Below are 24,735 nucleotides of genomic sequence, written 5' to 3' on the forward strand. Positions count from 1 at the left end.
ACTCAATATTATCAGGAATAAACTCGTAGACAGGATGTTTGCCGTCATTAAACGACAAACACCCTACTCTGAAAATTTACAGACAGCTGCCTGATATAAATTTGGAACTATCTTAGAATACACAACGACGGCTGAGTAAATAAATAAAAGCTGGTCCAAAAAAAACTTTTATATCTGTATGCCTGGCGTTTGCCGCGCTGCAAAGGGCGGAGGTTTTTTGTTTATTTTTTCTTGAAATTTAGTCCCTTCAAAAAAAACCTACACCTGTATTTCTATGGTGCAGATATTGCCGGCTATATCATAGACTTTTACGGTGAAGGGTTTTTCTATAAGGGGGAATTCCCATTGTTTGTTATTCAGTACGGCATGTCCTGTGCCTACTTGCACTTTTACTATCCGGTGTTTGCCTGTGGTTTTGATGACCACTTTCTCTTCTACAATTACTTCTACTTCCGGTTTGTGGTAAGCATCCTGAAAAGCTGCGTTGAAAGCGGTTTGACCGGGTTTCTTTATGGATTGATAGTAAGCCTTCTTCTCCGGGTCTTTGACAGCCGCTTTGGCGAAGTCGTTGGCTCTTTTGAAGCGTTCCTGGTTCGCTATCTGAGTGGGGGTTTTGGGTGGGTATTTGCAGGGGCGGTTGCACATCACGGTTTTACCAAACCGCTGACGGAAGACGATCTGCTTTGCGAAGGTACCTGTGGCCTTCCGGAGGATGACGTTATCGTTTGTTAGTGCCATTGTACTAAGGTAAGACTTTTATCTTGCATTTCTTATCGAATCTTTAGCCTATGTCAAACGTATCTGGGATATGGGAATGGCTTTATATAATACAAAGAGGGCGCCCTTATGGGACGCCCTCTTTGTATTGTGAGTCTGCCGCGCAGCAAAGGGCGGAGTTTTTCTTTCTTTTTGAGGAAGATTTTTTTGATGCAACGGAGTTTCCCTTTTTTGAGAGGATTTTTTGGGGATGTATCTCCTTAATTATATAACGCAATAGCCTGTTTGAGGATCTTGCCGATGGTTTTGATGGGGAGGTCTTCTTCTGCGTTAAAGAGCATGATCTTCATCCTGGCTCTTTCCTCCTGGATCAGGAGGGGGTGTTCCAGCTGGCGGCCTTCTACGATGCCGATGTAAGGCTGCAAAGTCTTCTTGTGCACCCAGAGGTAACAGAACATCTTCCCTTTATAACAGAAGAACGGCATTCTGTATTTCCATGCTTCTGTTATATTAGGATCGAGTTGCAGGATGTATTCCCGCAGGGCAAGGAGACAGCTTTTTACCGGCTCCTCTTTATAATGATAATATTCCTCTATGGGTTTCATACGGCTATAAAGATATCAACTTCCGCATTTGCAGGGTCCTGGGCTTTTTCTCCGTAGATCTCAAAGTCTACAGTGAATTTCCGGGGCAGACCAGCAGTCCAGATCTTTTGCCATTCTTCTACTACCGCGCCTTTTTGCAAGTCTCCGAAAGCAGTGCGGCGGACGTAATTGCCATGTGGGAAAGATTTGCCGGTGAGGCCTTCGGGGATCTCATCCAAAGAAGAGGTTTTGCAGCCGATGACTACGGTGTAGGGCCTGGTGTGGTCCAGTTCGTAGTCTGTGTAGCGGCAATAAATAGCCGGATCGATCTTGTTGGGGATCAATCCGGCTATTGCTTCGGACATGAATCTTTGCCAGAGGGCGGGGATGTCCTGGAAGGCCTGGCCGTTTTCGTTGGTGGTACGAAGGGAGAGGCCGATAATGTTAAATGCGGGGATGTGTTCTGTTTTCATATCATGAAGGTATCCCCGGGTTGTGACAACCTTATGTCAGCAGTACTGCCTCCTTTAAATAATTAGAGGCGTATGGCGACTTCAGTACCTTCTCCTGGAATTCCTTTGTTTCAATTACTTTTTCTACTTCTGCAGGACTGCTTAGGTCCAGCGTGGAATAGAGCTCAAAGAACTGGGGATCTGTTTGCAAAAGATGTACCAGTTCCATGGCTACTGCTTCTTCCGGTGGTTTCGGTTCTGCACTTCTGAATAGCTTGCGGCGTTTGAAGAAGGAGCCGATGGTTTCTACTACACCGAATAAACTGCTTTCTGCGGAAGGAGCTTTTACTAAGATGGATTCATCCGGTACACCTACCTGCAATGCATCAAATGCTCTTAGGATCCCGTTGCCGTAGTATTTCTCCCATTCGGGGAAATCTTTGTTGGCGGTTTCGTAGAGTGCTGTGCGTACGGCTTCTACTTTCATCCATTTGCGGCCTTCCTGGTAGTAACCTTTTTGTTCCATTTCCTCTCTGTGATAAGCAATGTATATGGCTGCTGCAGCTGCTACCTGTGGGGTTGCTGAGGATGTTCCTCCACCGCTGCGTACAAATGCATGTTTGGTAGAGGCCCATGGTGTGTTTGGTGTGTATGCTGCGAGGGCTCTCGTCATCCTGGAAGCGGGGCCCCAGGAGCCTTGCATGTATTGTGTGCCGATGGCGCGTTGTGCTGCCCGCAGGAATTTTACATCGTATGGATTATGATCGTACATGGCGCCAGTGGCCGCGATCACTCTTTCGAATGCTGCGGGGTACATCACACACTTCGGTAATAATGCACCTGTTCCTTTGTACCAGCAGTTGCTGGCGGCTGATACTACCACGATGCCTGCTTCGTATGCTTTATTTACTGCGCGGGCCATCCTGTTGCTGGGTTTACCGGCCATGGACATCGTGATCACTTCACATCCCTTTTCAATGGCGTAGTCGATGGCTTCGCTGAAATTCTTGTCGTTCAGGATCACTACGGATTCTGAGATGCGCATGGGAATTACTTCCGCAAAAGGCATACCACCAATATATCCTTCGTATTCATCGAAGGTATCGGTCTTCTTAACTTTTCCGCCGGCTAATAATGTCATGGTGCCTAAACCGTGACCATCCTGGCCGGAGTCTGCTTTATCAATGGCTTTGGACGCATCTTCTTTATTGATGAAACTGCGTTGATTTACGAAGTCCAGTTTTTCGGGTAATGCAATATGCCCTTCAATATATCCTGTATCAAAATGGCCGATGCGTACATGGGCGCCGGGTTTTGTGAGTACTTCCCTTTGTGCTTTGCCTAACTGGGAATGATCATCATCTAAATGCCAGCCGATCTTGCCGGTGGCATCTGCATGGGTGGGTGGCCAGTCTGCGATGAAGTCAGGATTGTTGGCATCTCCTTCTCTTGTTGTGCGTTTATCCTGTGCAGGATTTACGCTGAGCGTGGGTTCTACTGTCGCTTCTACTCCTTGTGCTTTTAAGGCTTGCTGTAATGCATGGGCTGCACTCCAGGCATGTTCGTGTGGAGTGTTTAATAATTCAATTACGAGAGAGCGGTCTTTTTTCTCCAGTATTTCTATATCCTTTCCTCCTACCAATTTTGCGTCTAAAGGTGTTTCTGTTTCAATGACCAGTTGTGCATTCTTTTTCACTTTCACATCATCCCATTGCTCTTCCGGTGTGAGGGAACGGGATACTTTTGAAGGAGTGAGGTCCGGATCACGTTTGCCTTTTACTTTATCGGCATCGGGGATATTGATGAGGAACGGGAAAGACTTATCGAAGGAAGGAATGATGCCGCCGTATTGAAAAAAGTTAGGACGGGGGAAATAATACCGTTCCCTGATCTCATCGATCATTGTTTCTGCAGTGGCATTCTTGAACTTAGGCTGCTTAAATATATCGATGAAGGATTCTGTGAATACACCATTCGCTTCTCCGTCGAAAGTTGTCTGATCATCCTGACAGGCAGCGAGTAATTTCACGGATGCTTTCACACCTTCTACCTGTGCTTTGTTCTTGTATTTTTTCTGTAACGGTTGATATACTGTTTTGCCAAAACGTTGGGCTACCTGTTGTTCTACGTCTAAAGGTAATTTGCGGGAACGTAATCCGCGGGAGGCTCCTGCCCTGTCTAAACCGTCTGCTAATAACGTGCTCAGGTCTGTACCATCCGGCAGAGCTCTTGCCATAGTGCCGGAGTGGCAGCTATCACTTACGATGAGTATTCTCGTGCCTTCTTTGAATTTGCCGAAGGCTTCGAACAATTCATCATCCAATAATTCGCGGTTGTATAAACACCAGGTCTGGTCGTTCTTTTCATCTGCAAAATCATTTCCTTTTTCATTGGCTATCTGACTACCATGACCTGCATAGGTGAGCAGCAGGATATCGCCTGGTTTTAATTTGTCGGCATAACCGTGCAGTGCATCCAGTACAGCTTTATCGGTGGCGGCTTTGTCGTGCAGCGACTTTGCTTCATAACCCATTTTCTTTGCGTAGGATTCCCAGAAAACGGCATCGTTCACGGCAGCGTTAAGCGCGGGCACACCTGGATAATTGTCGGGGTCAATTTTATTCAATCCAATGTGCAATGAATAACCTTTAGACATGTTGGGGAGTTTTAAATTTTTAGATCAGTTTCATGAGTTTGGTAAGGCTTTCGCCTTCGCGGAAATAGGCCAGGTGATTACTGGCTACTATTTGTACCTGTGCATTTGCATCCAGCTGATGGATGGCCTGCATGCTTTTCAGGGTAACGGCCATATCGTTTGGTTCTTTTTCGTAGAGTGCTGTGGTCAGACCGGGATACAGCAGTTTGTCCTTCAGGGCAGCAGCTATTCTTTTCAGGAAAAAATCATCGCCGTTGTAATCCTTTAAGAGATCTGTATTGCCGCCAATGAGTTTGTACTCCACATTGTTAGCCATATTGGAGAGAGATAATTCCTGTAACAACTGAGAACCGGGGCTTAGTTCCTGTAAGGTGGTGCCGGGATTTAATTTCAAATGTTTCAGCAGCCTGGCCAATCCGGTGATCGCCAATTTAATGGGACCGGTTACATTCAATGCCTGTGTGAGCATGCCAAATGCAGATACGCCCAGTTTGGCCATTTCAGATCCTCCGCAGGGAGAACCAACCAGGATCAGTTTCTTTACATAATTTACGCCGGGCACTTTTTCTATCAGCCAGCGGGAAACGAGGCCTCCCATGGAATGGGCTACGATGCTTAGTTCCAGCGGTTTCCCGGCTCCGCCAAAACCGGCGGCCTCCAGATCTTTGTGCAGTGTTTCTGCTGTTGTGGATATGGGGGTGGCCAGGTTTTCATAATCATAAGTGAGGATGAAATCAAGACCGGCAGCATGTTCTTTGAATACTTCTACCATGTAACGTGTGTCGCCAATGATACCATGTACGAGCAATACTGCTTTGCCGCCGGCAGACAACGCACTCATATCATTTTGTTCTACCCACTGTTTGTTCTTTAATGCATACAAGGCGAGTTTATTCACTTGCTTCGGGCGGAAGATCTTTTTGAAGAACAGTTTTACGGAGGAACCGAGACTGCGTGTATTTACCAGATCTGGTTTTATCTGGCCCGCGGATGCCGGTGGCAGCTGTTCGATATAAATATTTCCTTTATCATCTGCATAACCGAGGGGAATATACATTTGCAGCGCACTATCGTAACCATAAGGAACAACGATCTCTTCCATATCGGGATCATCCAGTGAACGGGTAGCAGTGCGGGGAGCATTGGGGCGGATCACTAATGGTTTACCTGCCGGAATTTCTAATGTATCACCTGCCTGTTCAGGGAATAATTCTAATGCCTGGATATGCGCAAAAGGTGTATCTGTTAATGTTTCTCCCCAGATATTAGCAGAAGGTTTGAAACCAGGCGCCACATCTGCACTGCGGGTTTTCACTTCTTCAAATGCTTCCTGCTGATCATCCGCGGTAACGGCATATGCTCTTGCTGATAATCCTGCAGGGGCTTCTACGGTGAAGCCTGCAAAATCAACAACTGTACCGGGTTTTAAGGTTTGTTCCTTTTGTTCACCAACACATTTTATCTTAAAAGTAAATACAGACCACTTTGGCTGTTCTACTGTTTTACCTGCTCTGGACAGATCAAGACCACGGGTTCTTTTTGAAGGGTTGGGATCATCCAGTTCCAAGGTGTCCTGTTTATACTGATCCAGGTTCATTTTGGTATCAGACACTACGATCTTTAAGAGATCGGTGGCCTCGTTGATATTATATAACTGGTATTTTTCATCGAGGATCACCGGCAACGTAACAAAGGTATCAGGGCCTAATGTGTAAGATAGCGGTATGCCGTTCCCTGCTTCCAGCTGGTTATTATCATCCCTGATCAGATCTGCATTGATGCCATAGGTGCTATCGAGGTATAATGCTTTGATGAAACAGTCTTTAAACTTTGCATTGGGATTGATAGAAATTTTCAACCTGAATGCAGGGGAAATTTTGTTCTTATAATGGAGCGTTATTTCTTCTGCCTGTGGTTTCTTCACACCTTTTGCAGCATCTACATCTGCTTCCCCTTCTATGATCTCCCAATCAAAAATGAAATCATCTTTTGTAAAAGCAGTGTCTATATTTTTAAGTTCAACGGCATTCAGCCAGTTGCCTACTTTGTTTACATTCTCTAAAAAAGTAGCAGGGTCACTCTCCCTTTTAAACAAAGGTGTGGTGCCGTTTATAGGGAAGAGTAAGTATGCGTTATCTATCGATTGAATGATGTACTGGGCTCCGGGGGCATTTTCTTCGAGTAGTGAAAAATAAGGATGATGATAAGCGTCTTTCAGCGATTTGGGACCTGCTACTTTCATAAATGGCTCCGGTACTTTCAGCACGATGGCTTTGGCAGTTTCTGTATCCGGATCAAAAGCCCCCATAGCTGTTGGATCTAATATAGAGTTAGTGGGAAATACCTGTTGTATTGCCACATCAGCTGTAAGATCACCATCTGTTACACGTACCATGGTGCCCACCGTTAAACTGTGCATGAAACCGCCGGACATCTTCCAGTTCCTTCCTCCTCTTACTTCAAAAGTGGGTTTGTAGGGAATAATAGCGGTTGATAAAAACTGTTGATCGAGGTCTTTATCATCCTGGGAAAAGGCCACCGGGCTTTGTTTATCTGCCCTGTTGCCGACTGTGATAGCGAGGCTTTGTACAAGATTGCGGTAACTTTTTGCAGTGCCTCCGGCCCTCAGCGCTTCCATTAGTTTTACGGTGAACAGGCCGCCGGTCATTGTTTCCTGCGCTTTTTCATCGTCCCGGCAGGAGGCTAAATGTACGTAACGGGGGATCTTAAATGTAACGTCGCCATCCTTCTCGCTGTAAAAGGCACGATCGCCAAAACCAATATAGGATTCAAACGGCACCTTATTCCGACTGGATGGTATAAAGCGGAACTTCACTTCGTTTTCCAGCTTCATGAGGGAGCGGGTATTATTCCCGGAATGGCAGCAATCCATGATCACGAGGTTATGCGACTCCTTTCCCTGGAAGGCCTGCCAGATCAGGTAGGCCAATTCTTTATCGATGATGTCCCGGGCGTTAGGCGCTGCGGGATCGCGACTGTCCACACACACAATTGTTTCATTCTGCTGATCCGGTTTGCTATGATGGAACACAGCAGGTGCCTCAATTTGCGAGCCATGGCCACTATAATAAAAGAGACAGATATCGCCTTTTTTTGCACCTTTAAAATGTGCAAAGGCTTCTTTGGTGATGTTGTCGAATGTAGGGGATTTGTAATCCAGCTTTGTGGGATACTCTTCTAACCGCGTTTCGTCTGCCGCATTTGGCGCCAGGAAATATATGGGTTTGTAGGTGACATCTTTCTGCTGCGCACATTGTTCCCGCAATAACAAGTCTAATTCCAGCACATCGGCAATACAGCCACTGAGCTGCCCTTCCGGGTATGCATTTATACCAACGAATGTGGCATAAAATGTACATTGTTGCATATTACTATATTTTTTATTGCGAAATTTCCGGGGTCTGGAGATCCATGCAATTAACTCTTTGAGTAAAAACGTTTTTTGGGACTACAATTTAAACTTACAGCTTTATTGAAGCTTCTACAAATAAAGTTACGATTTCTTTTAAAAATCGTAACTTACATATAGCAATTAATTGTTTACTCCAAAGAACCCCAATATGTTTTTGAATCTGACAGGCACTAGTCCAATGGAGTGGCAATTGTTTTAATTACCCCGATTCTCTTGTCATGAAAACGATTATTATTTCCTTCGCCAACAGTTCGGAGCAACCGCTGAAATCTATTACGGAGGAAGATGAAGCTATTCACACTATTCTGAATGAAAACAACCGTGGGAACTTTAATATCCACCGGGAATCTTATGCTACCGTTACCAATATCAACAGTGCATTTAGTGTACATGGCGGCAACATTGGCATCTTTCATTATGCCGGCCATGCCAGTCAAACTTCCCTCCTGTTCAATGATCAGGAGGCGAATGGGATGGGCATCGCTTATCAATTGCAACCCAGTATTGGCAGCGGTGCTTTAAAACTGGTGGTATTGAACGGATGTTCTACCGGTGCACAGGTGACTAAACTCCTGGAACTGGGGGTACCTGCCGTGATAGCTACCAGCGCTTCCATTAATGATACCACTGCCAAGATCTTTGGTATTGAGTTATTCCGGAACCTCTGTCAGAAGAGAATGACCACCCGCCATGCTTTTACAGCTGCATTGGCCAGTGCGCAAACTGCTACAAAAGATCCCCTGGGAGTGGATGAACCGCAGAACAGGGCATTGAACATTCCGGTTGAAAAACCCCGTGAACCTTTCTGGGGCCTCTTCTTCAAAAAAGCAGATGCAGTGGATGTATCGCCCATTCCGGTGGAAACAACACAAACGGAAAGTGCGTATGAGCCAAATCTTCAATTGACCCAAACCATTTTTACAGCCTTGGTGCAGGATGGTAATATCCCTGCACAACAGCTGGATGAAAGGAAAAAACAGGAGATCATTGAAGACAACGTTTTTCAAAAAACCATCATGGATGTATTCCCGCATCCCATCGCCATACAACTTAAAACTTTGTTTGCGGCAGAATATGGTGCGGACGCATTGAAGAAACCCGGTATTAAAAGACTGGAACAGATAGGCCGGGTATTTCATATCACCACGGAGTTCATGGGCATCATTATGATCTCGCAACTCTGGGAACTGAAGATCACCAAACAGGTAACGGCCCTGCCGGATGAGATATCGGACCTGATGGAAAAATACTTCAATCTCACCATCCACGAACGCGCTGTATATAATTACAGCACCCAGATCAAAGCGATCCGCAAATATATTGATACGCAACCTAACGTGAACTACTTTGTGACGGAACTGGAAAAGCTGCGCGAAGAAGATATTACGAACAAACCTTTCGGCGAGGCCTGCGAATACCTCTCCTATATCCGCAGCGCTACTTACTTTTCAATTTCCAATCCCAACGATCCTCCCATGATCCAGGAATCAGAAGTGCCACAGCTCTGCCTTACCGCAGAAGAAATGCTTTCTGTTTTCTTTGAGAAACTGGGCTTCCTGCATCGTTATACCTTAACGAGCATCCAGAACATCCGTATCAATAAATTCCGGCATGACACGAGTACTGAATTCGACCACCAGGTAGTGAAACTGATGAACTCCAATGCCAGTCATGAAGTGAATTACTATCTCCTGGCCAAACACCTGGATAATAGCGGCGTAATACTCACCAAACAAACGCTCACTGTTTTCAATGTTGAAAGAAGGCAATACAGGGGAGAAGAACTGGCCTTCCTCAATCTCTCTCCGCTGGTGGTAGACATCAATTCTTTCGAAAGCCGTTCTGACCGTTCCAATCTTGTGTTCTATGGTCAGTATAGTGGTGATGTGTTTGTTTTCAGGAATGTGAGCAAACCGGATGACGAGCTGAACCGCGTGGAGATCAATATCAACCGGAAATTCGGGCGAACAGAACAACAGGAACAGGGTAGATATGAAGCCATTTGCAAACAGCTAAATGCCTTCAAGGAATTTGCATTACATGAAATAATCGTGCATCCATGATGGAAAAGTTCATCAACAGTCCCTTTAAATTCCTGGACCCCTACGGCAGGAATGATGCGGAAATTTTCTTCGGCAGAGAGGAAGAGATCAAACAGTTATACCAGCATATTCATAAAAACAGACTGGTGCTGGTGTATGGCACCAGCGGTACGGGCAAAACCAGTATTGTACAATGCGGTTTGATGAACCGGATGGAAGATACGGACTGGACACCTTTCTTTATCCGTCGCGGAGAGAACATCAACGACTCGCTCTCCAAAACAATCGAACAAGCCCTTGCCATTGCGGTTGAACCGGAAGTAAATATTTCCAATGCCCTGCAACAAGGCAGAACGAATGTGAACATGATCAAACCACAGGCGGCTACTTCCGGCTTTCGTGAAAAGATCTATGCCACACTTAAAGATATCAACCTCCGGTATTTAAGACCGGTATACCTCATCTTTGATCAGTTTGAAGAACTGCTGATCATGGGCAGCGACAAAGAAAGAGCTACTTTCATCAGTATCATAGACAGGATACTTTCTTCTTCCGATCTGCAATTCTGCAACCTGCTGTTCATCATGCGGGAAGAATTCTTTGCGGGGCTCAGTGAATTTGAAAAGGAGATCCCTGACTTCTGCGACAGGCGCTTACGCATAGAACCCATGAACGCGAAGAACGTGGAAGATGTGATCATGCGCTCCTGCCAGAAGTTCAATATCACACTGGAACAGGGCAATGAAAATGCCAAACAGATCATCAACATCCTCACGGAAAAGAATACGGTTTCCCTCCCCTATTTACAGATCTACCTGGACCAGTTATGGCGTACCATCTACATGAACACTGGTTTTAAAGTAATAGCGGTTGGTGACGAATATCCGGAGATCACCGTCAATGCGGAGATCATTAAGAACTTCGGGCGGATGAATGATGTGCTGAACCGCTTTATCAAAGAACGCATCACGGTGATACAGGATGTGCTGCAAAATGAATTCCCGGAGATCCCGCCTGATTTTGTGAGCAATGTACTGGATGGATTTGTTACACCTGAAGGCACTAAACGGCCGCTGGCTTATCTGCGTATCAATAACGGTATCTGGTTTACAGGCCAGGTGGCACCTTACCTGCAAAAAAGATCGGGGCAACTGATGATCCGCTGCCTCAATGAATTAGAGAAGAACAAGATACTCCGTACAGACGGGCAAACATTCGAACTGGCACATGATGTACTTGCAGGATTAATAGACAGCAGAAGAACGGAAGATCAGCGCAAAGCGGGCTTTACAGATCAACAGATCCGCAGCCGTTATAATGGTTTCAAAGAAAAAACCAGCGATTACCTCACCCGGAAAGAACTGGAATCTTACCGGCCCTATATTGAACAGCTGAACCTTGGTCAGGATGTGCTGGACTTTTACAATAGCAGTCTTGCTACGCGTGAAAAAGAAGAGCAGGACCTCCTGGATAAAGAACGGTCTGAAGCACAGGAAACTGCAGCGAGAGAAAAGAAATTATATGACCTGAAGCAACGGCAGAAGAAAATGAGATGGGGATGGGTAGCGGGAGGTTTTCTGCTGATCTCTTCCACGGCTCTCTATTTCTATTCTGAAATGTTGCGAAAGGAATTCAACCGGAATGAAAGTTTGGTGTATATGGGGTATGAGATGAAAAAACTAGACCCTGTGGAAGCCATGAACCTCTTTGACCCTATCAAAGAAAAGGTGTTTGGAGATGATACCACAAAGGTGAATGACAAACTCCTGGAGTTCATGCAGATGCAGAGCATACAGGGCTTGTTCAGTATGTATAATGATACCTTGCAGAATCCCATCCTGAACCTGAGCCACATTGATATGTCCATAGACGGGAAATATTCGGTATTGGTGGATGACGGACAGGAAAGCCGTAATAAAACACATAATTATATCGTAAAGGATAGCAGCGGGAAAAGAGTGGCAACATTCCGGAATATCGCTTATGCTTATTTTCTTAACAGGAAAGATATACTGCTGTTATGTACTACAGAGCGGGACTATACAACTGATGAGCAGTATAGATCCACTCAAAAAAGGATTCCTCGTTATGCTCCTGAAACACAGTTTCCGGTAAATTTCCTACTGTATAACTGCAGGACAAAGCAAAACGAGCGGATCAACCTGGGCGGAGCAAAAAGATTCCTTCACGGGACGGAGGATGTTGCTGCGGGTGGAACATTTACGGTGTATGACAACTACAGGATACGGTATACCGCCAACGGGAATTTACTCATCCCATTCCTTGAGTTAAATGATAACGGAGAGTTTACGGACAAAGTGCAAATCCTTAACCCGGAAAGGCAGGAGATCGCTTACCTGCCTTCTCAATATACGATCACTACGTCCCATGATTATACAAAATTCATCACCCTGTATAGTGATAAGTCAAATTGCCTTGATCTCTATGATGAAAATGGGCAGCTGATCAAAAGAACAGAAGATGTCCTTTTTGCAGATTTCACGGAAGATGGGGATATGCTCTGGGGATTAGACGGGTCCGTGTCCATATTTCAAGAGGGGCAGGAGCGGACATTCAATGCCGCCACTACTGGTTATTACACCTATGTTTATGGAAGTTCCGCGAGGAAAAAGCTGATAGCGAAAACGACCGATGGAACAGAACTGATAGATATGGAAACCAATGGAAGGCAATTTTTTGCCGAAGAGCTGATAGCTACCAATTTTGATAAGAACGCTTTTATTACAATGAAAACCAGCAATTGGGACGGTACAGAATTCTTTGGTGATCATCTTCCCTGGTGGGGGAAAGACTGGAACAATGATCGTTACGTTTACAAAGATACCATACGGCGCAGGGACCTTAACGGGAAATTGATTGCCGGGCCATTCTCTCATCGTGATGGCATTGAGACCATAGAGTATAATAAAGCGGCGGATGAACTACTGGTGCTTACCAAAAAGAATAAATTGCTGGTGCTGGATAAAAACCTGCGGATAAAAACGGGGTTGAGTTTAACGGCTAATGACAGGTATGGGATGTCCCCAGACGGACTTATCCTGTATTATGTGCGGGATCAGTATTACAGTGTGTTTAAGAATAACCTGGATTCCCTCAACGTATTTAATGCTAATAAATCGTGGCAGTTATTAACGCGGAAGCCTTTGAAGATGGAGGTATCCAAACAGCGAAGGAAGGAGTTGGGGTTGCGGTTTAAGTGAGTTGGTGGATTTTATGCAGGAAATAATGGCTCACTCTCCAAATAAAGCGTATCCGGATCGAAATCAACATTTTCATCCCAAATAACCGTTCCATTAAATACTCTTGCTTTACTGCTAAATGTCTCATCCTTTAGTGCCTTATAGACTGGATAATCTAAGTAGCTGCTAAAATCAAATTCTTTCACCTCATTGTTAGTAAATGTGAGGATCAACTTATAAGGGCTCTTAAATTGTACAGTTGAAACTCTTGGGTTCATTTTCATTACTTTAACGGATCAATTTTAAAAACCTCATTACCAGTTACGGCCAATTGCCAGTTTGCCATTAAATCTTCCTGATGAATTTCAATCCAGGCTTGAACTAATTTCTCTTTATTTAGAAGGCAATGAACCTTCCAATAATTTACCACTGGGTATTTCGTACACACCTTCCATTTCTCCATACCTAATATGAATATGGGCGAGCTTATGTTGTTTTGTATCTAAATAATACATGGCAATAATTAATCCATAAAACATTGAAATTACCGGCATATCACAAATTTAACCGGGAAATTACAACATTTCTATCGAATTAATTACCAATGTGTTATGACACCATTTTTCTCAACGAATTATTTACCTCAATAGATCAACCAGGTGGCTTCTTACTACGGGTAGATACCGATCAGGTTTTATTTCTCTTGTCATATTAAACACAATATACACAAACTAATTTGTGACTACTTGAATTTCAAAGCAAGTTCGTTAATGATTTGGCAACAACCATTTTCTTTCCATACATTTAGAAATAAATCCCTGGGTAAAACATTCTAACCTCAACCAACAACATATCCATATGGAATACAAAGTAATACCCTTCACTGCTATGATCACTCGTGATGACTCATCACAATCTGTGGCAGCACAAATGCAAAGAACCATTGACAGTAACGTTTCCGAAGGGTGGGAATATCTTCGCATGGATTCTGTACAAACTTCCGTTGCTGGCACAAGTGGTTGCTTTGGACTAGGTGCCCAACCTGGCTACAATACGTCTTATAATGTTTTAGTCTTTAGAAAATAATTGATGCTACTTTGCTGACAATGTTAATTCACCTCTACTGGTTAGTTCCCAAGAGATGGCGAAGAGCATGTATTTTTAAAGAGACATGTTCTTCGCATATTTATAAAATTGCATCTGAAAAAGGGACTATTGCTGGCATTAGGGCCCTGAGGGCCAGAATAAAGAAATGTCGTCCTGGTTATTCATTTTATAAAACAGATGATGGAACAGAATGGATAATATTAGCGGATTCAACAGTAGTTAACAGAAATTCGACCAATATTTAAGCATAAATCCTATAAACATGAAATTAATCTCCCTTGTTGTCCTATCCATATTATTGCACAGTTGTAAAATTTCAAAGAAATATTATTATACACAAGACGATAAAGAAGAAGAAATAATTGAAGCCGCAACTGATTCCGCAGCTTATTTAGAAGCACATAAAAAGTTTGAAATTGCAAAAAAGGTTTATAACGATATGAATGAAACTTATGGAAGGCTTCATTCAGAAAGACCAATTAAATTTAAGCTACTCAATGAAAAACGCGAGGACATAACATATTTAATACATTTTGAAAAGAAAGATAGCTTAGAAAAAAACACTTCAGATCTAGTCAATTCTTTATCTAACCCTATAGAAGAAAGGGAAAATGCCATTCATAAATCAAAATATGATACCGTAGGATTATATATGGCGCCCATAAAAATACTGAATGCCCGATTTATTGAAAAAGAATATTCCAATTACAAGGATGTTGAATTGAGGTTCAAAAATGTCTGCAAGAAAAAAGTAGCAGCAATTAGATTCAAATGGTATGGTGAAAATGCATTTAATGAGCCTGCTGATATGGGGGTAATAGATGGTTGGGGAAGTGGCTTTACCGATGATGCCCTGCGCCCTGGGGCAGTTGATTATGGCGTTTGGAACGTTTTAAGCAAAGATGGAAAGAAGATACTTATTGCATATCCCTATGAAGTAGCATTTGAAGATGGCTCAAAATGGGTTTTAGGGAATTAGGCCTTTGCTACTGCGTATGCAAAAGTGGACCGGTAAGGTACCGGAGGACAAAGTTATCTGATCTTCAACTGGTAGGCTGCATTTAAGTAAGCAAAGCAACTCCTTTAATAATCTCCACAATGCGTTCCTTTTTAATGATCATCATACCATGCCGGTCATTTGAGATGCCTTGTTCCAGTTTATAGGTATAAGCCGGAACATCCTTGTTCAAAACAGTGGGGAAGTAAACAAACTTCATATTTGAGCAACGTTGCTGCAGTGTTTCTCCGGCTTCTACAATGTGTGTAGAAACAATAAAGCTGCAGTTCCTGTTTTCGGAAAAGGCTTCAGTAACCGCTACAGTAGCATCATAGGCATCCTTTACATTGGTACCTTTAAACAATTCATCAAAAATGATCACCATGTTCTTGCCAGCATTCACTTCATCGGCAACATGTTTTACCCGAAGCACCTCTGCATAGAAATGGCTGTAGCCCATATCCAGGTTATCGGGCACATTAATAGAAGTATACATGCCATCCTGCACTGAAAAGGCCATCTCTTCCGCAGCAACAGGGAATCCCATATGCGCAAGGTACACGGCAATACCAAAAGATTTCATGAAGGTTGATTTGCCTGCCATATTTGCCCCAGTCAGGAAAATTAAGTTATGGCCATGATCTACATGAGCACTATTCGCAATAGCCCCTGGTACCTGGGGATGAAAAACGTTATTGATGTAAATATGGTTCTTCCCTTCTGCAAAAGGAACAGCCCTGGCGTAAATAAACTTACGGGCTTTGGCTACTTTTGCAACGCTGATATAAACATCGGTTTCATACAAAACCTGCATTACCTGTTTAAGCTCTTCCTGGCAGAGATGCCTTAAAATGTGGTCGTACCTGATCACCTTTGTGAGTGACAATGCAGATGCCCCGCGTTCTGGCAACAGGCTTTTAAGCGCGGAACTGTTAAAAAGACTTTTCATAACCTGTACCGTTTCCTGATATGGCCCTCCATCCAGCTTGCAAAAGAAATCGTTCAAACGGCTGAGGAATTCGATCATTGATAGAATCCCTGCCTGTATTGCTTTATATTCCTCTTTTGCTGTGAGGAGATCCAGCACTTTTTTCTGCAGGATCATGTATGCAGTTCCTGCAATATTGTTGCCGGAACTACCGCTTAAATAATGTTCAACCTGGTTAAGCAGGTCTTTGCCCACAGGAAACTCCACTTCATTTGCCTGAAAATACTGGAATATACTGCTACGGGAATTGATAGCTTCCGCATCAGAGAGTGGTTTTTGAAACAGCGCTTCCAACACCTGTGCCCCTCCCCGGGTATGTGTACGATCGAATAAATTAAATATAGAGTTGCCTTTATATTTACCCGGTATATTCAGGTCAATCAGGGTTTGTTTATCTACTGTAAAACTCATTTCACTGGATTTTTCCGGCTTCTGATGCGCTCAATGATACGCTCGTTATTGATGATCATCATGCCGTGCCGGTCGTTTGTAATGCCTGGGGTTAACTTATATGTATAGGATGGAACATTTCCGTTCATCACAGTAGGGAAATAAACAAAATTGATGTTATCGCAATCTTTCTTTAATACTTCCCCCGCCTCAATAATGTGTGTGGAAATGATAAAAGTACAGTTTCGTTTCGTAGCAAAAGCTTCTGTAACAGCTATCGTAGCATCATAAGCATCTTTTACATTTGTTCCCCTGAACAGTTCATCAAAGATGATGATCACTTGTTCATTACGGGAAACGTATTCTGCTACCTTTTTCAGACGTAGGACTTCCGCATAAAAATGGCTGTAACCCATACTCAGGTTATCCGCGAGATTTATCGTCGTAAACATGCCTTTTTGTACGGAGAATTTCATGCTTTTTGCAGGTACAGGAAAACCCATATGCGCTAAAAACAATGTAACGCCCAGGGTTTTCATAAAGGTAGACTTGCCAGCCATATTTGCACCGGTAAGAAATATCACATTACTGTTCCGGTTTACCTCAAAAGTATTAGCCACGGGATTGGTTAACTGCGCATGGTACATTCCTTCTATATACAGCGTATTGTCTGCCACTTCCAGCGCCTGTGCAAAAGTAAACCCCTTACTGCGGCCTACTTTTGCGACAGCGATGTATACATCCAGGTTATAGATATGGTATAGCAATTTTGTTATTAAGTCCCGCGAGGTGAACCTTAGGATCTGATCATATTCGGCTGTTTTAGCATAGGCGATCTTCCTGGTTCCATTTTCCTTATAGATCCAGCTTAGTTGCTCGTTCTCCAACACGGATCTTATATCTTTTATCTCTTCGCGATAAGCCGTACAAGCATCTATTTCCTGTAAAAAAGTATACATCCCGTTAAACAATCCGATCACCGCTACGATACCTTTATACAGCAGTTCATACTGGGTATCTGTTCCTATATAATTACGGAATTTTCGCTGCAGTGTGTCCTCCTCTGCAGCGATTTTTGTCCGGTCGTCCTTATTGTTCAGGTAATATTCAATGGCATCAAATGCATCTGTCCTGAAGGGGAACGAAACATCTTTTTCCTGAAAATATTTAATCACTTCACTTCTCCTGGTGATCTTATCTCTATCAGAAAGAGGATATAAAAACATATTTTCCAGCACTTCTGCCCCTCCCCTGGTCTGCGTTTTGTTAAACAGGTTATAGATGGCATTACCACTGTACTTATTAAAAATATTCAGATCGTCTAAGGTCTGTTTGTCTATGGCAAAGCTCATATTCTTTTATTTTATCTTCCCTTTCTGCGGATCCAGATACCGATGGCACTTAAAAGCATCAGGCCAGGCAATACCCACACCAATGCAATCCTGGTTTTGTACGCACCTTTTTTACCTACAGAAATTTCATTGTCCGTACCGTTGGGTCTGCGTATATCGATGGGCATTTCATAGTCGGACAGCCAGTAAAAGAACCCTGTAACCAATGTAAAGTTGGATGCCCATATTTTCCTTCTGCTGGCGGCCAGCTCATTGTTGCTCAAACAATCTGCATCACCTAAAATGATGATCCGTTGTTCCTTATTGCCTGTTTTCCTGGAAAGGGCTAAACCTGTGGCATAAGATTTCTGCACTTCTCCGGCAGCAGGATTCAATTTTACGCTGTCGTCCAGGAAATTAGTCGTCTCCATCTCATTCCAGGAAGCGGAGTCTGAAACAACAACGGGTGTTACCTCAAAACCTTTGTCTGTGCTATAATCCAACCCTACTGCGCCCGGCATGGTCACGGTATATTCATCTGTATAGATACGTTTGAACTGATAGAAGAGATCTTCAGCTTTTTTTGTACCGCTGGCTACGATCAGGTTGGCCAACTGATCTTCAGAAGGTTTAACCAGTACGCCGGGCGTAAACTGAACACCAAAAGGTTGTACAAGGGGATTCATGATGTCCTGTTTTTTTGCATCTCCTGCAATCAAAAGGTTCCCCCCGGCTGCTATATATTTATCCAGGTTTTGTTGTTCATCTGCTGTTAAAGGAGTTTTGATATCTGCAATCACCAGAATGGTGATGTCCTTAGCGATCTCTTTATCCAGGCTAACATCCGCCACATCAAAACCCTGGTTGATCAATGCATAGCGGAAATTCCTGGTCTGCGCAAAAGTACTATAATCACGTCCTCCTTCGTTTTGGCTGCTACGCTCGCCATGCCCAACAAGGAAACCTGCTTTCGGCAGCTTCAGGGTCAGTCTTTTTAACGCTGCGGTTATTTCCGCTTCAGTTGGCAGTTTCCTCGAATCGTTATAGATCCTCAGAAAAGCCTTCTCACCACTCTCCCGCTCAAGTACACGTACGAACTGATTTCCCTCCGGAGACAGGTCTATTTGTTTTTTCATCTCTTCCGGAGACATAAACATTCCGGGATCCATATCTCTGATCTTCGATAAGGTATCCAGCTTTTGCCTGAGGGTTGTATTCGGAAACCTATATTCCAGGCTGGCACTATTAATTGTATCGTAGTAATAAACATACTTCATCTTTATTTCCGGTTTAAACCGGGTATATTGTCCAAAGCGGGACATGTCTCCATTCACTGCACGCGGAAGCGCCATTCCGGCATTGGACTCGTCTAATGCATTTACATAGGTAGTGATGGTAAGGCCTCCTTTTAAGCGGCTGATCACATCCTGGCTATTCTTTGTTAATGTATTTACCTTGTTATGCGTAGTGTCAAAGAAAATCCTGAATACCGGCCTGGATGTAGTGTATCCGAGCAGCATGGCTACACCGATGACCAGGGCATACTTACTGAAGGAAACCGTCCAGCGGCTCTTTTGCCTGTTGGATTGCAGACGGACAATGGTCAGTATCAGGAACAGGCAGATCACAATGATAAAGTACAGGAAGTCCTCACTACCGATCAGCCCACCAATAAACGAGGATGAACGTCCGGAAATGGAGAGCCAGTAAGTGATGTCCCGTACAAAAGCAATGTCCTGCCACATACTGCTCACATAATTTAACAGGCCTAATATTACTAAAGTACCTATTGCTGCTATCACCTGATAGGGCGTGAGGCTGGACATAAACAAACCGATAGCAGCATATGCGCAGATCAGTAAAAATAAACCCAAAATACCGGAAAGTATCGTTGCAAACTCGTAGTCCTTAATCGTAAATGCACCATAAAAAACAAAGATCATAATGATACCGATCAATATCAGGCCATATATGACCATAGACAGGTATTTACCCAGGATGATCTGTACGTTGGTAACGGGCGATGAGTACAGCAGTTTGATGGAACCACTGCTAAACTCCCGGCTCATCAAACTCATGGTCAGTAAAGGGATATACAGGTATAAATATTGTTGCACCCTCGAAAACATACCGTACCCGCCGCCTCTGGTAAAAATATCAAATGATATTTCAGTACCCTTGCGGCCAGCGGCAAGGTAGTTTACCCAGCTTTCCAATAAACCGGAAAAACCCATGCTCATCTGGAATGTAAAAACCACCAGGATCAACCAGGCAACAGGCGAATAAAATAAAGTCTGTAATTCAGTGATCGCTATGTTAAGTATCTTTTTCATTGATATGTATTCTCTGCTTTTATTTATTTTTTCGACAACTCTGCAAAAACAGCATCCATTGAGCCTTTCTCTGTGTATATTTCCGTCAGTTCCCAATTACGGGCAACGCTGATCTCTACCACATGCTTAGACACATCATGTCCATCATTGAACCGCAGGCGATATTTTGGACCGCCCAGCTCTTCTACTTCTATTACGCCAGGGATTGTCAGCAGATCATTTGCAGGTGGCATTCCTCTCAGCGATACCATCAGGCTGTTCGGAACAATGTAATTATCAAATTCATCTATGGTGCCGGAGAAAACAACCCGCCCCTGTTCAATCATCCTGATGTATTTACAGGTGGCCTGCACTTCAGAAAGAATATGTGTTGACAATACGACAGTACGATCCTGCGCGATCTCTTTGATCAGATGACGGATCTCAAAGATCTGGTTGGGATCTAAACCATTGGTAGGTTCATCCAGCACCACCAGGTCCGGCTTGTGTATAATAGCCTGTGCAATTCCTACACGTTGCTGGTAACCACCGGAAAGGTTACGGGTTAACCGGTTACCAAAATGCGTTAAGGAACAACGCTCCATCACTTCATTCACTGATCTGGTCACCTCTTTTGCAGGGATATCTCTTAATTTGGCACAGAAACGCAGGTACTCCCTAACAGTGAGCTCCATATGTAATGGCGGCTTCTGCGGTAAAAAGCCGATGTGGCGTTTGGCCTCCACCGGGTTTTCCCTGATATTGATCCCTTTGATGTAAATATTTCCTTCCGTCTGCTTTAATACGCCACACATGATATTCATCGTGGTCGATTTCCCGGCGCCGTTAGAGCCTAATAGTCCATAGATACCGTTCCTGTAGATCTCAAAATCGAGATCACGTACCGCCCACTGGGCACTATAGCGATGGGATAATTTTTCGACCTTTACAATCAGCTCTTCCATATTTCTTTTTAAGCTTTTACATTTTATTTATTCAGCAACTCCTGCAGCTTAGCCTGCAAACCTCCTCTGCGGAGGTTTTTGGCAATTATTTTCCCTTGCTCATCCAGCAACACCACAAAGGGAATGGTATGTATGCCATACAGTTTCCGGATCTCTGAATCCTTCCATCCTTTTTCTTCATGCAGGTTTATCCAGGGGATCTGTTCCTTTTCATATGCTTCTTTCCATTTCTCTGATGAGTCGTCCAGGGAAATGCTGACAAACGCTATTTTCTCTTTTTCAAGCCCGGGATAGATCTTTTTCAGGTACTTCATTTCCTGGATGCATGGCCCGCACCAGGAAGCCCAAAAGTCCAATATCACCACCTTACCTTTCAGGGAAGACAATGAAACAAGTTCTCCTGTTGCTGACCGGACCTTAAAATCCGGAGAAGTGGCGCCTATAGCTGAGATCTTTAGTTCATCTACATGTTGTTTCAACAGCTGTCCGAAATAGTTCTGCTGAACCTGCTCAGACAGGATGTCGTAGAGCTCCTTCCCTTTTTCATAACTTTCATCCTTCACCACATCTGCGATGTATGCAGCAAAAACATTGTCCCGGTTGGCCTGTACAAACTCTTTGGTTATGGGATACCGCTGTGCTTCAAGTTGTAAGATCCCGTCTATCTTCTGATCCGCTAAAACAGTGTCTCCATCATGTAAGGCAGCCCTATATTCACTGAGTATACCGCTAATTTTATTGCCTAATTTTTCCGCGATCATTTTATAGTACTGCCCGTATAGTTCATTTGCCGGGGAGCCTTTCAAACTGGTTGCATCTAAATTTTTATATGAACAGAAAAGCGTCATCTCCTTACCGTCCAGGAAACAATACCTTTTGGCTTGATTCACCTGGATCATGTATTGTCCTGTTTCTTTTAATTCCCCTTTCAAAGAAAACTTCCCTTCTTTGATGGGTGTGGAAAGCAACTCCTTTCCCTCCGTGGATAAAACGGCAAATTTCCCGGTGGTTATGCCATCTATTTTTCCGTCAATGGAAAATTTGTATGGACCCTGGTTTAACAATAAACAAAGATGTAACAGTAAGGTGTGCATATGCAGTATTTAGTTGTTGTGATCCTACAGTTCGTTTCCAATAGCCTGCAGATCGATATTAAACTGTGTTTTAAAGTGATTGATCACTACGTTACACTTTTTCCGTATGGTACCTTTATTGTCGATAGCCGGGTTTAAAAAACCTCCCGTGGCATTTAGTTTTGCGTCTGTATTCTTCACCAGCAGCTCAACATATGCTGCCCAGTCCGTTAAAGGTTGCCTGCGGTCCCAGTCAATGATACCATTCCCATAAGTGAGTTCCCAGGTAGGCATAGACAATGAATAATTGGTTAGATCTGTAAAAGCAGCAGGAGGAACCATTACACCTTTGCTGATGAGCCGCTGCAGGAAAAAGTTCACGATCGCTCCTTTAAAAGTATATTTTTCAGCCGCCGTCATGGTGAGGATCTCTTTTCCGCCTCCTGTTACACCCAGGTAATCGATTCCTGCCGTCGCTGCGTATTTTGTACTCGTTTGTTTATCAGGTGTACCTGTTCCTGCACTTACCAGGAGGTATTTATCCATCAGGAATATTTTCCTTGGGAGATATTGCTTCAGAAAATCATCTGAAAAGTACTTGAAGAATTTTTCGTGCAACAGATCCAGCTGTTGGGAGATGTAAGCCTCATCTGCCCGCGTATACATATACCCGCTGGTTGTTTTATTGGTGACGGGGTCATACTTACATTGATTTATTGCCCTTGACACGTCCCAGAAGATATCCTTATCCTCAAATTTATAGAGTATAAGTGTATTGTATTTTTTATAAAAATCTACAATGTTATCATCATAATCATGATCACCCTGCGGTAACGTATGGTCGCCGTATACAGCTTCCGGCGCTTCAGTTGCCACCAAAGCGTCTTCTTTTTTATCGCATCCTGCTGTGATCACACACAGCAGAAACAGGATTACTCCCACATTAAATCTTATCATATAGATATCTGTTTATGGGTTTGGTATAAGATTCGGATTTCTTCTCAATACGGTTTCAGGTAAGGGCAAAACATACCGTTTATCTCCCTTTTCCAATATATACTCTCTTGGAGATTGGTTGTCAAAGCCCCTGAATGTATGTTTGAGCTGTGGCATACCATAACGTTTCAGATCAAACCAGCGATGTTCTTCAAAGCACAGCTCGCGTCTTCTTTCTTCCCTGCAGAAATCAAGAAGGGCCTGGCCGTTTGCGATGTTTACCGGCACATAGCTAACAGTCCTCGTATCATACCGGTATTCCCTTAAATAATTTAAGTCCGCCAGTGCTGCCAGGCGAAGGGCTTCATCGCCATTTTCCAGGTATTGCTGTATCAGGCCCTCTGCTCTGTTCAGGTACGATTCGGACACCCTCATCCCTTTGGTATAATAACTGCTGCCTGTTTTTGACCCGTATAAGAGTTTCACATCATAGGTGGTTGCCGAGATGTAATACCTTGTATAAAAGAAAGCAGGTCTCAAGTCTTTTTTGTTGGCCGCTCCGGTTGTCCAATTGTAGTCGTAAGACGCCGACAGGCCAGGGGATACCTCATAAAACGCAGGTTGACCATAAGCTGCTGGTAAAGCAAAAAACTGGTTAAGTTCCTCATGGCTTGAAAACATCCATATGGCTTCCGGGCTATTCAGATCAAAAACATTCACTGTTGAGTTGGCGGTATTTACCGGGATGGCATAATTGGATAATTTAAGCAGCTGCGGTTTACGCGCAATCACCTTACCGGCATACTCCACCGCCTTATCCCATTTTTCCATGTAGAGGTACATCCTTGATAAAAGTGTATAAACAAACAGATCAGATGCTTTTAACTTTGAGTTTTTCTGACCATACTGTTCCAGCAATGGTGCCGCTGCCAAAAGATCTGCTTCCACCTGCCGGTAGACCTGCGCTATGGAAGCTCTGGAAGGCAGTTCATCCGATACAACAGAACTGAGCATCAGCGGTACACCGGGTGCTTTCTCCAGATCAAGGCCCACTGCATTATAAGGCTGGGCAAATACGTTTACCAGCATAAAATGGTAATAAGCGCGCATAGCCAGGGCCTGCCCCTTCACATTCGCTTTATCTCCTTCGGAACCGCTCACTTTTTCAATCATGTCCATCACCACATTGCAGCCTTTTATACAGCGGTAATAATGATCATAGCTATCTACTGCCGCCAAACCTTTCTCCGCCATCATTTCAAACATATCCGCACGCCAGGTAAAGGCAGGTTCTCCATTATACAAGCGGTACAAGGTGTTCTGGTCATTTACAAAATTGCTGGTCACATCATCCGTCATCAGATCGATGTACTTAATGAAATGCGTTTTGATAGGATATACTTCGCCGATCATTAATTGTTGCAGATCAGTGGCAGAGCTTGGCCTGATCTCATCCTGGCTGTATTCTTCCAGGAATTTCTTACATCCTGATGCAGACAGGAGCAGGAGAAAAGCCAGTATATTGCTGATTAATTTGTTCTTCATCATTCAC

18 protein-coding genes are annotated in these 24,735 nt (G+C 43.7%); 4 read left to right on the forward strand and 14 right to left on the reverse strand.

Features of this window, described 5'->3' with window-relative positions:
* Positions 1-258 precede the first annotated feature (258 nt).
* The 5 genes from GFS24_RS24855 to GFS24_RS24875 form a co-directional block, all read right to left on the reverse strand.
* Positions 259-738 (reverse strand): hypothetical protein, encoded by a 480-nt coding sequence (locus GFS24_RS24855; protein WP_153664418.1) that lies wholly within the window; start codon positions 736-738, stop codon positions 259-261.
* Between the two features lie 239 nt (positions 739-977).
* Positions 978-1,322, reverse strand: coding sequence for a DUF1801 domain-containing protein (locus GFS24_RS24860; RefSeq protein WP_153664420.1), 345 nt, complete (start codon positions 1,320-1,322; stop codon positions 978-980).
* Positions 1,319-1,774: a GyrI-like domain-containing protein gene (locus GFS24_RS24865; RefSeq protein ID WP_153664422.1), complete on the reverse strand. Its 456-nt coding sequence runs from the start codon at positions 1,772-1,774 to the stop codon at positions 1,319-1,321. The genes GFS24_RS24860 and GFS24_RS24865 overlap by 4 nt, the downstream gene beginning before the upstream one ends.
* Positions 1,775-1,805: 31 nt before the next feature.
* Positions 1,806-4,409 (reverse strand): S8 family serine peptidase, encoded by a 2,604-nt coding sequence (locus GFS24_RS24870; protein ID WP_153664424.1) that lies wholly within the window; start codon positions 4,407-4,409, stop codon positions 1,806-1,808.
* Between the two features lie 19 nt (positions 4,410-4,428).
* On the reverse strand, positions 4,429-7,797 hold the full coding sequence (locus GFS24_RS24875) for a caspase family protein (RefSeq protein ID WP_153664426.1): 3,369 nt from the start codon (positions 7,795-7,797) through the stop codon (positions 4,429-4,431).
* A 263-nt stretch (positions 7,798-8,060) separates the two neighbouring features.
* Here GFS24_RS24875 and GFS24_RS24880 point away from each other — a divergent pair, with 263 nt between their 5' ends.
* Together GFS24_RS24880 and GFS24_RS24885 are read left to right on the forward strand one after the other, a co-directional pair.
* The gene (locus tag GFS24_RS24880) at positions 8,061-9,905 is read left to right on the forward strand and encodes a CHAT domain-containing protein (RefSeq protein ID WP_153664428.1); all 1,845 of its coding nucleotides are present in this window, start codon (positions 8,061-8,063) and stop codon (positions 9,903-9,905) included.
* On the forward strand, positions 9,902-13,105 hold the full coding sequence (locus GFS24_RS24885; RefSeq protein ID WP_153664430.1) for an ATP-binding protein: 3,204 nt from the start codon (positions 9,902-9,904) through the stop codon (positions 13,103-13,105). Before GFS24_RS24880 ends, GFS24_RS24885 begins: the two co-directional genes overlap by 4 nt.
* An 11-nt stretch (positions 13,106-13,116) precedes the next feature.
* Here the strand turns inward: GFS24_RS24885 and GFS24_RS24890 are convergent, their stop codons facing one another.
* Positions 13,117-13,362 carry a DUF2442 domain-containing protein gene (locus GFS24_RS24890; RefSeq protein ID WP_173003188.1) on the reverse strand — a complete coding sequence of 82 codons (246 nt, stop codon included), beginning with the start codon at positions 13,360-13,362 and terminating at the stop codon, positions 13,117-13,119.
* A gap of 114 nt (positions 13,363-13,476) precedes the next feature.
* The gene (locus GFS24_RS29525) at positions 13,477-13,638 is read right to left on the reverse strand and encodes a DUF4160 domain-containing protein (protein WP_216647526.1); all 162 of its coding nucleotides are present in this window, start codon (positions 13,636-13,638) and stop codon (positions 13,477-13,479) included.
* Positions 13,639-14,190: 552 nt separating this feature from the next.
* On the opposite strand from GFS24_RS29525, the gene yidD reads away from it, so the two are divergent.
* On the forward strand, positions 14,191-14,436 hold the full coding sequence (gene yidD, locus GFS24_RS29530; protein ID WP_153664434.1) for a membrane protein insertion efficiency factor YidD: 246 nt from the start codon (positions 14,191-14,193) through the stop codon (positions 14,434-14,436).
* A gap of 17 nt (positions 14,437-14,453) precedes the next feature.
* Positions 14,454-15,170 (forward strand): hypothetical protein, encoded by a 717-nt coding sequence (locus GFS24_RS24905; RefSeq protein ID WP_153664436.1) that lies wholly within the window; start codon positions 14,454-14,456, stop codon positions 15,168-15,170.
* An 82-nt stretch (positions 15,171-15,252) separates the two neighbouring features.
* On the opposite strand, the gene GFS24_RS24910 is transcribed toward GFS24_RS24905, so the two are convergent.
* From GFS24_RS24910 to GFS24_RS24940, 7 genes are read right to left on the reverse strand one after another with little or no spacing between them, the layout of a single operon-like run.
* Positions 15,253-16,587 (reverse strand): hypothetical protein, encoded by a 1,335-nt coding sequence (locus tag GFS24_RS24910; RefSeq protein WP_153664438.1) that lies wholly within the window; start codon positions 16,585-16,587, stop codon positions 15,253-15,255.
* A complete protein-coding gene (locus GFS24_RS24915) occupies positions 16,584-17,918 on the reverse strand; it encodes a DNA mismatch repair protein (protein ID WP_153664440.1) in 1,335 nt (444 codons plus the stop codon). Before GFS24_RS24915 ends, GFS24_RS24910 begins: the two co-directional genes overlap by 4 nt.
* An 11-nt stretch (positions 17,919-17,929) precedes the next feature.
* Positions 17,930-20,230, reverse strand: a complete 2,301-nt coding sequence (locus GFS24_RS24920; RefSeq protein ID WP_153664442.1) for a Gldg family protein — start codon at positions 20,228-20,230, stop codon at positions 17,930-17,932.
* 23 nt (positions 20,231-20,253) lie between these two features.
* Positions 20,254-21,174 carry an ABC transporter ATP-binding protein gene (locus GFS24_RS24925; RefSeq protein WP_153664444.1) on the reverse strand — a complete coding sequence of 307 codons (921 nt, stop codon included), beginning with the start codon at positions 21,172-21,174 and terminating at the stop codon, positions 20,254-20,256.
* Positions 21,175-21,197: 23 nt separating this feature from the next.
* Entirely contained in the window at positions 21,198-22,268 is a 1,071-nt protein-coding gene (locus GFS24_RS24930) for a TlpA disulfide reductase family protein (protein WP_153664446.1), read from the reverse strand.
* Between the two features lie 24 nt (positions 22,269-22,292).
* Positions 22,293-23,204, reverse strand: coding sequence for a hypothetical protein (locus GFS24_RS24935; protein ID WP_153664447.1), 912 nt, complete (start codon positions 23,202-23,204; stop codon positions 22,293-22,295).
* Between the two features lie 12 nt (positions 23,205-23,216).
* Positions 23,217-24,728, reverse strand: coding sequence for a RagB/SusD family nutrient uptake outer membrane protein (locus GFS24_RS24940; RefSeq protein ID WP_173003189.1), 1,512 nt, complete (start codon positions 24,726-24,728; stop codon positions 23,217-23,219).
* Between the last annotated feature and the right edge of the window lie 7 nt (positions 24,729-24,735).

Source organism: Chitinophaga sp. SYP-B3965, from assembly GCF_009647655.1.
Taxonomy (GTDB): domain Bacteria; phylum Bacteroidota; class Bacteroidia; order Chitinophagales; family Chitinophagaceae; genus Chitinophaga.

Bases quoted from the DNA above. Each gene is read 5' to 3' on its own strand.
- GFS24_RS24875 (WP_153664426.1), bottom strand. From the start codon at position 7,797: ATGCAACAATGTACATTTTATGCCACATTCGTTGGTATAAATGCATAC.
- GFS24_RS24890 (WP_173003188.1), bottom strand. From the start codon at position 13,362: ATGAACCCAAGAGTTTCAACTGTACAATTTAAGAGCCCTTATAAGTTG.
- GFS24_RS24885 (WP_153664430.1), top strand. From the start codon at position 9,902: ATGATGGAAAAGTTCATCAACAGTCCCTTTAAATTCCTGGACCCCTAC.
- yidD (WP_153664434.1), top strand. From the start codon at position 14,191: ATGTTAATTCACCTCTACTGGTTAGTTCCCAAGAGATGGCGAAGAGCA.
- GFS24_RS24880 (WP_153664428.1), top strand. From the start codon at position 8,061: ATGAAAACGATTATTATTTCCTTCGCCAACAGTTCGGAGCAACCGCTG.
- GFS24_RS24920 (WP_153664442.1), bottom strand. From the start codon at position 20,230: ATGAAAAAGATACTTAACATAGCGATCACTGAATTACAGACTTTATTT.
- GFS24_RS24910 (WP_153664438.1), bottom strand. From the start codon at position 16,587: ATGAGTTTTACAGTAGATAAACAAACCCTGATTGACCTGAATATACCG.
- GFS24_RS24940 (WP_173003189.1), bottom strand. From the start codon at position 24,728: ATGAAGAACAAATTAATCAGCAATATACTGGCTTTTCTCCTGCTCCTG.
- GFS24_RS24865 (WP_153664422.1), bottom strand. From the start codon at position 1,774: ATGAAAACAGAACACATCCCCGCATTTAACATTATCGGCCTCTCCCTT.
- GFS24_RS29525 (WP_216647526.1), bottom strand. From the start codon at position 13,638: ATGCCGGTAATTTCAATGTTTTATGGATTAATTATTGCCATGTATTAT.
- GFS24_RS24870 (WP_153664424.1), bottom strand. From the start codon at position 4,409: ATGTCTAAAGGTTATTCATTGCACATTGGATTGAATAAAATTGACCCC.
- GFS24_RS24925 (WP_153664444.1), bottom strand. From the start codon at position 21,174: ATGGAAGAGCTGATTGTAAAGGTCGAAAAATTATCCCATCGCTATAGT.
- GFS24_RS24855 (WP_153664418.1), bottom strand. From the start codon at position 738: ATGGCACTAACAAACGATAACGTCATCCTCCGGAAGGCCACAGGTACC.
- GFS24_RS24905 (WP_153664436.1), top strand. From the start codon at position 14,454: ATGAAATTAATCTCCCTTGTTGTCCTATCCATATTATTGCACAGTTGT.
- GFS24_RS24935 (WP_153664447.1), bottom strand. From the start codon at position 23,204: ATGATAAGATTTAATGTGGGAGTAATCCTGTTTCTGCTGTGTGTGATC.
- GFS24_RS24915 (WP_153664440.1), bottom strand. From the start codon at position 17,918: ATGAGCTTTGCCATAGACAAACAGACCTTAGACGATCTGAATATTTTT.
- GFS24_RS24930 (WP_153664446.1), bottom strand. From the start codon at position 22,268: ATGCACACCTTACTGTTACATCTTTGTTTATTGTTAAACCAGGGTCCA.
- GFS24_RS24860 (WP_153664420.1), bottom strand. From the start codon at position 1,322: ATGAAACCCATAGAGGAATATTATCATTATAAAGAGGAGCCGGTAAAA.